This window comes from Streptomyces sp. NRRL S-244 (genome assembly GCF_000717915.1).
GTDB lineage: Bacteria > Actinomycetota > Actinomycetes > Streptomycetales > Streptomycetaceae > Streptomyces.
In genome coordinates, this window is sequence record NZ_JOCX01000028.1 from 1 (window position 1) to 14826 (window position 14826).

Consider the following 14826-nt stretch of genomic DNA (forward strand, 5'->3'; position numbering starts at 1 on the left):
TCCCGCTCCTCCCTCCCCTCCCTCCCATCTGCGCGCCGAAAACGCGTTGTGCCGCCGCCGTACGGCAGGCGAGGATCCGGATCATGGGACATCTCGAAGCCTCGCACCTGGAGTACTACCTGCCCGATGGGCGCGTACTGCTCGGCGATGCCTCGTTCAGAGTGGGTGAAGGTTCGGTGGCGGCCCTCGTCGGCGCCAACGGCGCCGGCAAGACGACGCTGCTGCGGCTGATCTCGGGCGAGCTCCAGCCGCACGGCGGAACCGTCACTTCCAGCGGCGGCGTCGGCGTCATGCACCAGTTCGTCGGCTCGGTACGGGACGACCGCACGGTCCGCGACCTGCTGGTTTCGGTGTCGCAGCCGCGGATCCGGGAGGCGGCGGCAGCGGTGGACGCGGCCGAGCACCTGATCATGACGGTGGACGACGAGGCCGCACAGATGAAGTACGCGCAGGCGCTGAGCGATTGGGCCGAGGCCCGCGGGTACGAGGCCGAGACCGTCTGGGACATGTGCACGACGGCGGCCCTCGGCCTGCCGTACGACCGGGCCCGCTTCCGCGAGGTGCGGACGCTGTCCGGCGGCGAGCAGAAGCGGCTCGTACTGGAGGCGCTGCTGCGCGGGCCGGACGAGGTACTCCTGCTGGACGAGCCGGACAACTACCTCGACGTCCCGGGGAAGCGGTGGCTGGAGGAGCGGCTGCGGGAGACCCGCAAGACGGTCCTGTTCATCTCCCACGACCGGGAGCTGCTGGCGCGGGCCGCGCAGCGGATCGTCGCGGTGGAGCCCGGCCCGGCCGGATCCGACGTATGGGTGCACGGCGGCGGCTTCGGCACCTTCCACGAGGCGCGGGAGGAGCGGTTCGCGCGCTTCGACGAACTGCGCCGGCGCTGGGACGAGAAACGCGCGCAGCTGAAGCGGCTCGTGCAGGACATGCAGCAGTACGCGGCGCGCAGTGACGAGATGGCCTCGCGCTACCAGGCGGCCAAGACCCGGCTGCGCAAGTTCGAGGAGATCGGCCCGCCGCCGGAGCCGCCGCGCAAGCAGGACATCAAGATGCGCCTTCAGGGCGGCCGGACGGGCGTACGGGCCGTGGTCTGCGAGGACCTGGAGCTCACTGGCCTGATGAAGCCGTTCTCCCTGGAGATCTTCTACGGGGAGCGGGTGGCCGTGCTCGGCTCGAACGGCTCGGGCAAGTCCCATTTCCTGCGGCTGCTGGCGGGCGAGCCCGTCGCGCACACCGGAAGCCGGAAGCTGGGCGCGCGGGTGGTGCCGGGGCACTTCGCACAGACGCACGCGCACCCCGAACTCATGGGGCGCACCTTGGTCGACATCCTCTGGACGGAGCACGCCAGGGACCGCGGCGGCGCGATGTCGGCGCTGCGCCGCTACGAGCTGGACCGCCAGGGGGACCAGCCCTTCGACAAGCTGTCGGGCGGCCAGCAGGCGCGCTTCCAGATCCTGCTGCTGGAGCTGGCGGGCACCACCGCGCTACTCCTCGACGAGCCGACGGACAACCTCGACCTGGAGTCCGCGGAGGCACTGCAGGAGGGGCTGGAGGCGTACGAGGGCACGGTGCTGGCGGTCACGCACGACCGCTGGTTCGCCCGTTCCTTCGACCGCTACCTGGTCTTCGGCTCGGACGGAGTCGTCAGGGAGACCGCCGAGCCGGTCTGGGACGAACGCCGAGTCCAGCGCGCCCGCTGACCCGCCGCCGCTGACCCGTCGCCGCTGACCCGTCGCCGCTGACCGCCGCCGCTGACCGCCGCCGCGCCCGCTGACCGTCACCGCGGCGGTCAGCGGGGGCGCCGGTGGCGCGCCGCTCCCTCCACTGCGGGCGGCCGGGCCAACCGGTCCCAAGTGGTGGCCCAAGCAGGCGATCCTCCGGCCGTGGCTGCCACCACTTCGGGCTGATGCAGCGTCACCTCTTCCTTGTGCCGCGTACCCCCGGCACCCCGCGCCGCCCAAGGAGAGGCCCATGCTCCGACTCCCACGCCTGGCCACCACCGCCACGCTCGCCGCCGCCCTCACCCTGCTCGCCCCCAGCACCGCGTCGGCCGACGAGCCGACCCTGTCCGATCCACGTGTCGTCGCGCCCTTCCACTTCGACACCGGAGAGGCGCCGGAGAACATCGCCCTCGAACCCGACGGCTCCGCGAACCTGACCCTGGCCTACGCCAGGCAGGTCGTCCGCGTCGACAAGCACGGGTCCTCTCGGCTCCTCTCGGTCCTGCCGGCCGTGGCGAACCCGCAGACGCCCGTCTTCGGCCTGGCCTTGGTGATGGGCATCGTGCGCGCTCACGACGGCACCCTGTACGTCACCTACGCCACCGGAACGAGCGCGACCGGCATCTGGCGCATCGGACCCCACGGCGGCACGCCCGTCCAGATCGCGCAGCTCCCGACCGACACGCTCCCCAACGGCCTCGCCCTCGACGAGCAGCGAGGGGTGTTCTACGTGGCCGACACGGCACGCGGAATCGTCTGGCGCGTCCCGCAGAAGGGCGGCTCGCCCACGGCTTGGGCCGCGGGGACCGCGCTCCAGCCCCTCCCCGAGTTCGACGGCTACCAGGCCGGCGCCAACGGCATCAAGCTCCACAACGGCGCCGTGTGGGTGTCCAACACCGACCGCCGGACGCTGCTGCGCATCCCCGTACTCCGCAACGGCGGCGCCGGCGCGATCCAGACCAAGGCGGCCGGACTCGACTGGATCGACGACTTCGCCTTCATCGGGAAGGACGACACGGTCCTCGCCACGCTGGGCATGGACAACGCAGTCACGCTCGTGCGTCCGAACGGCACCCACGCGATCGTCCTCACCGCGCCGGACGGATTGTCCAACCCGACCGCCGTGGCAGTGCACGACAAGAACGTCTACGTGACGAGCTCGTCCTACTTTGGCCCCGTGACGAACCCCAACCTCCTCCTGGCCCACCTCGACCAGGGCCAGGGCCAGGGCTAGGGCCAGGGCTACCTAGCGACCCATCACGCGGAGGCTGCTGCGACGCAGAACTCGTTGCCCTCCGGGTCGGCCATCACCACATGGTGTCCGTCGAACTCCTCCAGGACGGTCCCGCCCGCCCGGACCAGACGTTCGGATTCCGCCTCGATCCGTGCCCATCGTTCGTCCGAAGTGCCGTGACCCGGCACTCGGACATCGATGTGGAGCCGGTTCTTCGCCGTCTTGGGCTCGGGGACCTTGAGGATGCAGAGGCGCGGACCGCCGCCGTCGGGATCACAGAGCCACGCGCCGTCGTCCACGGAGTCCTCCTCCGGCAGGTCGAACTGCGCGAACCACTCCTCGCGTGTCGTGAAGGGAGCAGGCGGCGGCTCGTCGACATAGCCCAGCGCCGTCTTCCAGAAGACGGCGAGAGCCTGCACGTCGGCACCGTCAAGCGTCAGATCGAATCCCGCTGCCATGGAGGAACCGTACTGCGCGGGCCGGACGAGGTCCTCCTGCTGGACGAGCCGGGCTGGAGGCGTACGAGGGCATAGTGCCGGCGGTGGCGCACGACCGCTGGCTCGCGCGCTCCTTCGACCGCTACCTGGTCTTCGGCTCGGACGGAGTCGTCAGGGAGACCGCCGAGCCGGTCTGGGACGAACGCCGAGTCCAGCGAACCCGCTGACCGCCACCCCACCATCCTGACACGCAGCACGGCCCCGGCACCGTATGCGGCGTCGGACAACACGGGTGCCATCGCCCTCTACGAGTCGACGGACTTCACCCTCCGCCGCCGCCCGTACTTCATCGGTGTACGCACCGCGGACGCTGCGGCCTGATGGGGACTCCGTCCGCCCCGTTACGACGCGCGTGGGGTGGGCTCCGTACGGAGCCCACCCCACGCCGGACTGATCAGGCGTCAGAGGATGACGTCCAGGGCGTTCCAGCCCGTTCCCATGTAGTCACGACCTGCGAAGCTCACATTTCCGCCGCTGGTCGTGTTGGCGTAGACGTACAGCCCGCTCTGGGGGGTGCGGCCGACGATGTCACTCCTGCCGTCACCGTTGACGTCAGCGAAACGCAGTGTGTCGTACGTTTGCCAGCCGTTGCCGATGAGGGCCCGGCTACCCAGCGTCTGCGTACCGGTGCCTCCAGCGTGCGGGTACACCCACAGGTCACCCGCACTGACCCGCACTGTCGCGACCAACCACGTCCGTACGACCGTCGTTGTTCAGGTCGGCGAACCCCAGGGTGCCGTACGTCTGCCAGCCATTGCCGATGAGGACTGGTTTGCCGACGCTGTTCGTGCCGGTCCCGCCGGTGCCGGGGTACAAGTAGAGGTCGCCGTTGCGGTTGCGGCCGATCATGTCGGTGTAGCCGTCGTTGTTGAGGTCAGCCGTGTAGGCGTCTACCCAGTAGTCCCGGTACCAGCCATTGCCGATGAAATACGGCGCATCGAGCGTTCCGGTGCCGGCCGCCCCGGTGCCGGGGTACACCCACACGTCGCCGTTGGCATCGCGGGCGAGTACGTCGGTGCGGCCGTCACCGTTCCAGTCCGGGCGGTTCTGGGAGCCGCTGGTCCACAGGCTCTGTCCGGAGGCGTTGTAGATGACCAGCACGCCGCGCGGGTGCAGCACGGCGTACGAGTACGGCGTGGAGGTTCCGCTGTTCCACAGTGCGGTCTTGCCGTCGGCCGTGTAGACGGCGAACTTGCCGTCACTCTGCATCCGGGCCGTTGCCCCCGGGCTCTGGGTCTTGGTGGCCCAGACGGGCTTGCCATTGACTGACAGGACGAGGTTGCCGTCGGCCTGCATGGTCAGCTTGGCGTTGCCACTGCTGATCTCCTGCCCTGATGCCAGGGTGGTTCCGGAAACAATGCGAGCCCCGGGGACGCCGTCGATCTCGATACGGCTTCCGAACGAGCCAACGGTCTTACCGTCGGCGGCCAGGATGCCAGGCCAGGCGACCAGGGTGTTGTCAGCCTGCCGAGCCCAGAGGTCGGGGATGTTGTCGCCGGTTACGTCACCGCTGGAGCCGATCATCGGGTATGCGGCCTGGCTGATCGAGGAGCCGATCTTGGTACGTACCTGCGTTCCCCAAGTCGCGAGGTCGACGGCACGGTCCGCCTCGGTGGACGGCTTTCCGAGGGTGCTGTGGATGTCACCTGTGGCGTTGTCCCGCAGCCACAGGTCGGGCACCCCGTCCTTGTCGAGGTCACCTGGGGTGATCACGGTGAACTTGTCCCAGTCGCTGCCGCCGACGAGCACCGGCTTCCCGTTGACGTCGATGCGCGCGCCGACACCGCCGAAGTACGCCCAGAGCTGCTTGCCCTGCTTCACCAGGACGTCCGAGGAATCGCCCGAGCCAAGGTTTCCGGGGGCAAGGACCTGTTCTGCGTTGTACCAGTGGTCGTCACCGGTCCAGTCCGGCCCGTTGCCAGCCCCCGAGCACCCCTTGGCAGGGTCCTTGAGCGGGCATCTCACGGTCAGCTTCGTGGCGTTGTCGACCGCGACACCCTGTCCGTTGTTGGGGTGGATGACGAGTTCCTTGCGGCTGACGCCTTCGACCTGCTGCAGAGCGAGGAGGTCGTTGTAGCCGTCGTCGTCCCAGTGACCGAAAGTTGCGACCTGAGCGCCGGCGAAGGGCTTGTCCGAACTGTTCGCCGTGTGGAACCTGCCGTTGCCCTGACCCGTGTAGGCGAGGAGCTTGCCGGAAAGGTCGTTGTTCCAGATGTCACGGTAGCCGTCACCGTTGAGGTCGCCGGGACCATCCGCGGTTTCGATCCGGTCTGCATAGAACTGGTAGGCAGTCGTGTCAGAGCGGTTGCCGGACTTGTCTTGGCTGAAGGCATACACGAAGTGCGGTCCGGCCGACGGCGGGATGAGTGAGAAGCTGTGAGAGGCACCTGCGGCTACCTGAGCGCTCTGCACCTGGGTATCCCAGTCGGTGAAGTAGCCGTACCAAGTGACGTCGGGGACGCCGTTGGCTTGAACTGTGAAAGTCCCGGACTGGCGGGCCTTGCCCGTTACATCAGGCCAGCCCGCGCTGCCGTCAGGGAAGGCGGTCGAACTGATCTTGGGTGCTTTGGTCGGCCGGGCACGGTCGATGGTGAACGTGCAAGTCTGTGCCCAGGCAGACGTGCTCCCGTCCTGGTCCTTGGCCCGGACGTTCCATGTGTAGCCACCGCTGGGAAGTTTGTCGTCGGGGATGGCCCAGCTGGCGACCCGCCCGTTGTTGGCCGGGAGGGTCTGGGTGAGGTACGGGGCGGACTGACCGGTTTTGAAAAGCTGGAAATCAGCGGACAGGTTTCCGCTGTCGCGGTCGGTGATCGTCGAGTAGAGACTGACGGTCGTGTCGCCGATAGAGCCGCCCTCGGCACACGGAACCCAGGGGAACGTCCCCGGATTGGACGGCGTGTCCGGCGGATTGTTGTATTCCGTCTCCAGCGTGACCGTCTTGGGGTCGAAGCGCTTCCACTGGTTCGTATCACCCTCGTCGGAGGCATACAGGCCCAGGGTCACGGCAGACCATCCGTTGGACGCGGACTCCTTGGCAGCCTGGGTGGCGTCGAATTCGACGTTTCCGGACTCGCACTCGGGGCGCCCCTTGGCTGCCTTGACCTTCTGCTGCAGGGCTCGACGGCCGGGCTGGTTGTTCCACGTCGTCTGCGGCGAGATGGGCCCGGTGGTCCACAGCTCTACCGGCGTTTCGGTGCACGACCACGCCCAGGTCTCCCTGACGCGGAAGGTCGACCTGATGATCTGTGCGCCCTTGATGTTGGAGGTGTCGAGCTCGAAGAAGGACCGGGAGAGCCCGCCGGTCACGGTCTCATAGCCGACGCGCACGTCCTCCTTGGTGTTCCAGTAGGAGTTGTTCGGCCAGGCGCGGTAGGCCCAGGCCCAGTTCTGTTGGCTGGGCCAGGCGACCGAGGGGTCGATGAAGACCGGGTACTTCGTGGTGGCTCCCTGAAGCAGGGCCTGGTCCGGCTTGATCTCCAAGGCGTTACCCACGATCGACGTGGGCATCTTGGCGTCCTTGGCCCCCGACGGGGCGACGAACGCGTCGGCGGGAGCCGCCTTGCCCTCTGCGACTACCAGGGCTGACGCGGTGGACTTGGCCGTCTTAACGGGTGCGATGGTGGTCGAGTCCCACATCATCGGGGTGGAGGCGGTGAAGACCGTCTGCCCAGCCGGATTCACGGCATTGATCGAGCCGCTCGCCGCATCGCTGGAAACGTTCAGGCCGACGGTGTCGAGCTTGAACTTCAGCGTGGCAAGATCCGGATGCTGCGCCGCAGCAGCAGTCTTGACCACCAGGAGCTGAGAGAAGCCCTCGGCCTCGGCCTTCAGCTGCAGGTCCACATCAGGCAGTACGTTCGCGTACGTCGCCACGTTCCCAGCGAGCGTCGGCTTGGGCAAGGCCTTCGGCCATGTCAGTGACAGCGTCCGCCCGTCCTTGACGGCACTCAGCAGCGGATCTGCGCCGCCGCCGGAAAAAGCGACCTGCACGGCCGCCGCCCTTGGACTCACCTTCCCGTTCGAGTCGAAGGCAAGGGTGGGATCGACGGCGACCCATACCCCCCCTCGCCGCACCCGCACCGTGGCGCCATAGCGCTTGACGAACCACTTGCCCGTCGGCAGAGCCCACGTGTCCGAGGTCTCCGTCCGTGCGGAAGCCAGCTCGTACGGTTGTCCGGTCTCCTTCGCCTTGGCGAGCGCGAAATCCTCGGCGGTCATGCGCCCTGCGGCGACCGGATCGGTGGCGGCGGCCGCTTCGACTTCCGGATAGAGAACGCACAATCCTGACGCCGACATTACGCAAGCCAGGACCAGCGATGCAGTTCTCAGAACCCCCCGTCCTGCCGGACTATCCGGCAGGCCCCCTCTTCTTCTCACGCAAACTCCAAACCTGGGATAGATGCATCGACTCTACCCTCGACTACCCCAAGCTAGATAGCTTTGACCTGCGACTTTATGGCAGCTTTATGAGGGATCGCCCCCTTTTATTGCTCAAGATCCACTTTTCGAACTTCGCTAAAGTAATTGGCCGATTCCTGCTTCTGCCATAGCGTCAGATGCGGGAAGTCGGACTGTTATTCTGCGCCCGTAAATTTAGTAGATAGATGGGGTGGGGTGTGAGAAGATCTCACAGGAGAGGGCTTTCTGCGGCGCTGGCCGCAATAGTCCTCTCAGGCGTACTTCCAGGTTCCGTAGCGGTAGCCGATAGCAAAGTCCGGCCAGTGCTGCCCGAGCTGAAGCAGCCGAAGGCCGTACCAGTCAAGCAAGTGCGCTGGGACGGGGAGGCCGGCCCTGATGCCGCAGCGGAGAATCCGCGGCCTGCCGCCAAGACCGCCTGGCCGGCGGCAGGCTCGGCCGAAGTGGACCTGAGTACCGGACCGGTGTCCAAGGCATTTCTCTCCGACGTCGCCAACGCTCCGGCCGTCGACTCGGGCCCGCGGCGTGCGGGCAAGCTTCCCGTCGCCGTGTCCGCAGCGCCAGGCAAAGCCGCCGAGGCCCCGGCGAAGGTGAAGATCCAGGTCGCTGCCAAGGACTCTGCCCGTAAGGCCGGCATCGACGGACTGCTGCTGTCCGTCGGCCGGGGCGACGGCTCCCAGCAGTCCGGGACCGCGCGCGTCGAGGTGGACTACAGCACCTTCCGGGACGCCTACGGCGGTGACTATGCCGCCCGCCTGCACCTGGTTGAGCTTCCGGCCTGCGCCCTCACCACTCCGAACCTTGCCGAGTGTCAGACGCAGAAGCCGCTCCAGACCCGAAACGACACCCGCTCCGGGAAGGTCACCGCCGAAGTCACCGCTCCGGCCGCGCACGCAGCGACGGCCAAGACCGGCCAGGCGGCCAATGCATCCGGCGCGTCGGCACCGGCGGCGACCGTGCTGGGCGTGACCGCCGACACCTCCGGCCCGACCGGCGACTACAAGGCGACCTCCCTTCAGCCCTCCGGTGCATGGAGCGGCGGAGGCTCCAACGGGGCCTTCACCTGGTCCTACAACATCCCGGTACCGTCCGTCCCCAGCGGCCGCACACCCAACGTCTCCCTGAGCTACAACTCCCAGTCCGTGGACGGACGCATGGCGGCGTCCAACAACCAAGCGTCCTGGATCGGTGACGGCTGGGACTGGGAGCCGGGGTTCATCGAACGCAAGTACAAGGCTTGTGACGACGACAAGACGGGTGGCACCAACACCACCAAGGTCGGCGACCGGTGCTGGTTCAACGACAACGCAACCCTGTCGCTGGGCGGCAAGTCCACTGAGCTCGTCTTCGAGCAGGGCAAGGGCTGGCATCCGGCCTCCGATTCCGGCGAGAAGGTAGAGAAACTGACCGGCGCCATCAACGGCGACCAGGGCACGGCCGGAGTCGACGGTGCGGGCGAGCACTGGAAGGTCACCACGACCGACGGAACCCAGTACTTCTTCGGCCTGAATCGTCTCCCGGGCTGGAAGGACAACGGCGCGGCCGCCGACGACCCGACGACGAACTCCACTTGGACCGTCCCGGTCTTCGGCAACCAGGCCGGCGAGCCCTGCTACAACGCATCCTTCGCGAGCGCATGGTGCCAGCAGGCATGGCGATGGCAGGTCGACTACATCGTCACGCCCGGCGGCGATGCCTCGGCGTACTACTGGAAGACGGAGACCAACAACTACGGCCGCAACGTCTCCACCACCACCGGCAAGGCCACCGTCACCCCCTACATCCGCGGCGGCTGGCTCGACCACATCGACTACGGCCTGCGCTCGGATGTCGTCTACACCGGCAAGGCGATGGGCAAGGTCCAGTTCGATGTCCAGGAGCGATGCCTGAGCGGGTGCGGGACCTTCGACGAGACGACCTCGAAGAATTGGCCCGACGCGCCCTACGACCTGTTCTGCAAGGACGGGTCCACTGAGTGCAAGAGCCAGTTCGCGCCGACCTTCTGGTCGCGTATGCGCCTCACCGGCATCACCACCAAGATCCTCACCAGTGGCGCGTACAAGGACGTCGATTCGTGGACGCTCGATCACTCCTTCCCTCCAGCCGGCGACGGCATTTCCAGGCCCATGTGGCTGAAGTCCATCACCCGTACCGGCAAGGCCGGCGACGCAGCCGGCACCACTCCTCTGACCGTCTCCTTCGCGAGCGAGCAGAAGTCGAACCGCGTCGACAGCACCGGTGACGGCCTCGCTCCCTTCGTCCGGCTCCGCATGAGCCAGATCACCACGGAGTCCGGCGGGACCATCGGGGTCACCTACTCGCAGCCCGACTGCACGGCCACCACTCTGCCGGCAGCCGACGCTTCGAACACCACCCGCTGCTACCCCGTCAAATGGGCTTGGGAGGGTGACACCTCCAAGGTCGACTGGTTTAACAGCTATGTCGTCACCCAGGTCACCGAAGGTGACAATCTCGCCGAGTCACCGGACAAGGTGACCTCCTACTCCTACCTGGGCGGAGCCGCCTGGGCCAAGGACAGCAGCGAGTTCACCAAGGCTGATGACCGGGTCCACTCGGTCTCGCGCGGATACGGACTGGTCCAGACCCGCACCGGGGCCGGCGACGATCCGAAGACGCTGTCCGAGACCCGCTACTTCCGAGGCCTCGACGGCAACGAAGTCAAGGACAGCACCGGCACTCCGGTCACCGACCGCCTGCAGTTCGCGGGCATGCCACGGGAAACCGCTGGCTACGACGGTGACGACACCAACAAGCTCGTCAGCGCTACCTCCTACACTCCGTGGCGCTCGGCCAACGTTGCCAAGCGCGCCCGGCCTGGACTGCCCGACCTCGAGTCCTACAAGACCGGGACCGAGAAGACGGCAACCCGCACCGCCGTCACTGGCGGGACCCGCACGACCGAGACGAACCGTCACTTCGACGAGTACGGCATGGTCGACACAGAATCGGCTACCGGAGACACCTCCAAGGAGGGCGACGAAACCTGCGTCGTCACCAGCCGCGCGCGCAACACCAACAGCTGGATCCTCGACAAGGTCAGCCAGGTCGTGACCGTCGCCGTTCCCTGCGGCACGGCATCGACCGGACCCGCGGACACCATCAGTGACGTTCGCACGTACTACGACAACGGGGCCCTGGGCACCCTGCCCGGCCTTGGCTTGCCCACGAAGACGGAGACCATCAACGGCAAGGGTGACGGCTACGACACCCAAATGTCCGTACCCTCCACCTGCGGCGCGGCCAAGAACCAGCTCTGCTACGACATGTACGGCCGCCAGCTCGCCGTCGCGGACCCGTACGACAAGGTCACGACGACCACGTACACGCCCGCCACCGGCGAGGTACCGACCACTCTGTCGGTCACCAACCCCAAGGGCCACACCGCCACGGCGGAACTTGACCCCCTGCGTGGCCAGACCACCAAGAAGACCGACGTCAACGGCAAGGTGTCCACGCTCACCTACGATGCCCTGGGCCGGATCAAGAAGGTCTGGCTACCCAACTGGCCGGCCGAGGACTACCCGGACAAACCGAGTCGCACCTTCGACTACCTGGTTCGCACCGACGGCCCGAACGTCGTCACCTCGAAGTCGCTCACCCACGACCTGCAGTACGCGACCACGTACTCCATCCAGGACGGTCTCCTGCGCGAACGACAGACGCAGACCCAGTCGCCCGACCGGACAGGACGCCTGATCACCGAGGCGTTCTACGACACCCGCGGACTCGCCTGGCGGAACTCCGGCACCTACTACGCCGAAGGCGTTCCCTCGGCACAACTGGTGACCGGCAGCACTCTGACCTACCCGGCTTCCACCGACACCCTCTTCGACGGCGCCGGACGCCCCACCGCCGTCATCTCCAAGAAATTCGGCGTCGAAACGAAGCGGGCCACCACCAGCTACACGGGCGACACCACCACCGTCGTCCCGCCCCAGGGCGGCACCGCGACCACCACCGTCGTCGACGCACTCGGCCGTACCGTCGAGCTCAAGGAGTACACCGACGCCGCCCGCACGGCATCCCAGTCCACCCTCTACACCTACAACAAGCTCGGCCGCCTCGGCCAGGTGACGGACGCCTCCAACGCCAAGTGGACCTACACCTACGACGTCCGCGGCCTGCAGACCGAGGCCACTGACCCGGACAAGGGCACCACCAAAACCGCCTACGACAAGGGTGGCCGGGCCACAGACGTCACCGACGCACGCAACGTCACCATCCACACCGACTACGACGAACTCGGTCGGCCCACCGCCACCAAGCAGGGCACCACGACCCTGACGGCACAGACCTACGACACCGTCGCCAAGGGCCAGCTGACCAAGTCCGCCCGGTACGTCGACGGCAAGGCCTACACCTCGGAAGTCCTCTACTACGACGACCTGTACCAGCCCATCGAAACCCAGGTGACGATCCCCTCCAGCCCCGACACCGGAGCGCTGGCGGGCACCTACAACTGGGTCACCACCTACGACATCACCGGCAACGTCACCAGCACCGAGCAGCCCGCCATGGGCGGCCTCCCCGCCGAGGTGGTCGAGAGCACCTACACCGCCGTCTCCGGCCTACTCAACACGATGAACGCCGGCAGCAGCCGCCTCGTCACATCCATGCAGTACGACCACTACGGACGCAACATCCGCCAAGAACGCGGAGCGGCCGGCCAACGCATCTACCAAACGACCGAGTACGACGAGCACACCAGCGCCGTCACCCACACCTACACCGACCGCGACATTGCGCCCAAGCGCATCGAGGAGACCCAGTACACCTACGACCCCGCAGGCAACGTCACCTCGATCGCCACCGCCTACGGCCAGGACACCCAGCGCACCACCGACACCCAGTGCGTCAGCCTCGATGCCCTGCGCCGCGCCACTCAGGCCTGGACCAATAAGGGTGAGACCTGCGCGGCAACCCCGTCAGCGAGCGTCATTGGCGGTGAGGACCCGTACTGGACCACGTACACCTACGACGCCGTCGGCAACCGCAAGAAGGAGACCAAGCACAAGACGGCCTCCGGCCCGACTGCCGACACCGTGCGGACGTACTCGGCCCCGACCGCCGGTAAGCACGACCTGACCAAGGTCACCCAGACTGGAACCGACGCCCACGACGAAACCTTCACCTACGACCAGACGGGCAACACCAAGACCCGTAAGAGCGGCACTGCGGAAACCCAGTACCTCGAGTGGGACGCCGAAGGCCACCTCAAGTCCCTGGCCCAAGGCACGTCCACGAGCTCATTCCTCTACGACGCCTCCGGCCAGCGCCTCCTGCGCAAGGACACCACCGGCACCACCCTCTACCTCCCCGCCGGCAACGAACTCAAGCTCGACAAGGCCGGCAAGGTCACAGGCACCCGCTACTACGGCAGCATCGCCCTGCGCACCGCAGGAAAGATCGCCTACACCCTCACCGACCACCACAACACCAGCACCACCCAGATCGCAGGTGACACCACGCAGGCCGTCACCCGGCGCAAGACCGGCCTGTTCGGCGACGACCGAGGCCCCCAGCCCACCTGGGCCGGCGACAAGGGCTTCGTGGGCGGAACGGAAGACAAGGACTCCGGCCTCACCCACATCGGCGCACGCGAGTACGACCCCACGATCGGCCGGTTCGTCTCGGTGGACCCGATCATGGACCTCAGCGATTCCCAACAGATGCATGGGTACACGTACTCCAACAGCAACCCGCTCACCTTCTCGGACCCCACCGGCCTGTACACCGACGACGGCACGGGCCACTCCACGAGGCGAGACGGCACCCAGACCAAGCATCGCGAGCCGGACGGGACCTATGCGGACGAGGGGCCCAGCGATAACGACGAAGCCTCGGCCGACAACATCGAAAACGAGGTCGAGCGCTACATAACGAACACTGCCCGGGCATACATGGACAGTGCCACGTATGCCGCCTTCAGGAGTGAATACGAGAAGGCGATGAGCGCATACCGGGCGAAATCTGGGTTCACTACCGAGAACGACCGAATATCCATGGCCGCCAACATATGCATGGGCCCTGGCACAGTGCAGTGCCCCGAAGAGGTTCGGAGAGCCTTCCTTGGCCTGGACCTTCTCAAATCCGCCCAATTCCCAGGCTACGAAGGAATGCCAGGCGCAGGGATGCCGATGGCTCCACTACCCGGCGCAGGGGTGCGCATCGGAAAGAGGGTCAACACGGGCTGCATGTGCTTCCTTGCAGGCACAGAGGTCGTGATGGCGGACGGCAGCCTCAAAAAGATCGAGGAAGTTAATGTCGATGACGAAGTCCTGGCAACAGACCCCAGGTCCGGTGAAACCTCCAAACAGCGCGTAACCCGGCTGATCAGGACCGAGAACGACAAACACTTCAACAAGCTCTCAATCGTCACACCTGCCGGGGTCGAACAGCTCACAGCCACACAGGAACACCCCTTCTGGTCACCTTCACAGAAGGCCTGGGTTGAAGCTCGCGAACTGACACCCGGCATGACGCTCCTGACAGGGGCTGGCGGCACGGCGATCGTCGCAGGCAACGAGGCGTACACGCAGCACGCGCCGACATTTAACCTGACCATCGAGAACCTACACACGTACTATGTGCTGGCGGGCGAGACCCCGGTACTCGTTCACAACAGTACGTGCCCTGAGTATGAGAACCCGGGGCACCATGACCCGACGGGTGGCCCGAATCCGTATGTCCCGAAGAAGGCGGTGCTGCCGGGTGATGCTGAGGAGCAATTCGCCAAGAGCGTCCTCGTCGACGGCACTAGGTGGACCAAGGTCGGTTCCGGCAAGGATGCCGAATACTACCGCTACTTCGATGACGGCAACGGTAAGTGGCACTGGAGTGGCAGTACCCGTGGTGTGACGAAGTCGGGTACTCCGGTTCCGATTCCGATGAGTCGTGTTCCAATTCAGGTCAAGAGAGGCTAGATATGAGATTC

The 14826-nt window shown here is 66.6% G+C and carries 7 protein-coding genes; 4 read left to right on the forward strand and 3 right to left on the reverse strand.

All coding sequences use genetic code 11. The features are described 5' to 3' along the window. Positions 1 to 83 precede the first annotated feature (83 nt). Together IF02_RS0126530 and IF02_RS0126535 are read left to right on the forward strand one after the other, a co-directional pair. The gene (locus IF02_RS0126530) at positions 84 to 1703 is read left to right on the forward strand and encodes an ABC-F family ATP-binding cassette domain-containing protein (RefSeq protein WP_030161178.1); all 1620 of its coding nucleotides are present in this window, start codon (positions 84 to 86) and stop codon (positions 1701 to 1703) included. Between the two features lie 271 nt (positions 1704 to 1974). After that, positions 1975 to 2958 carry a hypothetical protein gene (locus IF02_RS0126535; RefSeq protein WP_030161180.1) on the forward strand — a complete coding sequence of 328 codons (984 nt, stop codon included), beginning with the start codon at positions 1975 to 1977 and terminating at the stop codon, positions 2956 to 2958. Positions 2959 to 2981: 23 nt separating this feature from the next. Here the strand turns inward: IF02_RS0126535 and IF02_RS0126540 are convergent, their stop codons facing one another. Then, positions 2982 to 3416: a VOC family protein gene (locus IF02_RS0126540; RefSeq protein WP_030161183.1), complete on the reverse strand. Its 435-nt coding sequence runs from the start codon at positions 3414 to 3416 to the stop codon at positions 2982 to 2984. Between the two features lie 83 nt (positions 3417 to 3499). Between IF02_RS0126540 and IF02_RS35995 the strand changes: the two genes are divergently transcribed. Then, positions 3500 to 3622 carry a hypothetical protein gene (locus IF02_RS35995; RefSeq protein WP_267880930.1) on the forward strand — a complete coding sequence of 41 codons (123 nt, stop codon included), beginning with the start codon at positions 3500 to 3502 and terminating at the stop codon, positions 3620 to 3622. Positions 3623 to 3856: 234 nt separating this feature from the next. Here IF02_RS35995 and IF02_RS0126550 read toward each other — a convergent pair whose 3' ends face one another. Next, a complete protein-coding gene (locus IF02_RS0126550; RefSeq protein ID WP_158708570.1) occupies positions 3857 to 4105 on the reverse strand; it encodes a hypothetical protein in 249 nt (82 codons plus the stop codon). A gap of 7 nt (positions 4106 to 4112) precedes the next feature. Further along, on the reverse strand, positions 4113 to 7751 hold the full coding sequence (locus tag IF02_RS0126555; protein ID WP_078622352.1) for an FG-GAP-like repeat-containing protein: 3639 nt from the start codon (positions 7749 to 7751) through the stop codon (positions 4113 to 4115). Between the two features lie 425 nt (positions 7752 to 8176). Here IF02_RS0126555 and IF02_RS0126560 point away from each other — a divergent pair, with 425 nt between their 5' ends. Continuing rightward, the gene (locus IF02_RS0126560) at positions 8177 to 14815 is read left to right on the forward strand and encodes a polymorphic toxin-type HINT domain-containing protein (RefSeq protein ID WP_051696578.1); all 6639 of its coding nucleotides are present in this window, start codon (positions 8177 to 8179) and stop codon (positions 14813 to 14815) included. Positions 14816 to 14826: the final 11 nt, after the last annotated feature.

Bases quoted from the DNA above. Each gene is read 5' to 3' on its own strand.
- IF02_RS0126540 (WP_030161183.1), bottom strand. From the start codon at position 3,416: ATGGCAGCGGGATTCGATCTGACGCTTGACGGTGCCGACGTGCAGGCT.
- IF02_RS0126555 (WP_078622352.1), bottom strand. From the start codon at position 7,751: ATGTCGGCGTCAGGATTGTGCGTTCTCTATCCGGAAGTCGAAGCGGCC.
- IF02_RS0126535 (WP_030161180.1), top strand. From the start codon at position 1,975: ATGCTCCGACTCCCACGCCTGGCCACCACCGCCACGCTCGCCGCCGCC.
- IF02_RS0126530 (WP_030161178.1), top strand. From the start codon at position 84: ATGGGACATCTCGAAGCCTCGCACCTGGAGTACTACCTGCCCGATGGG.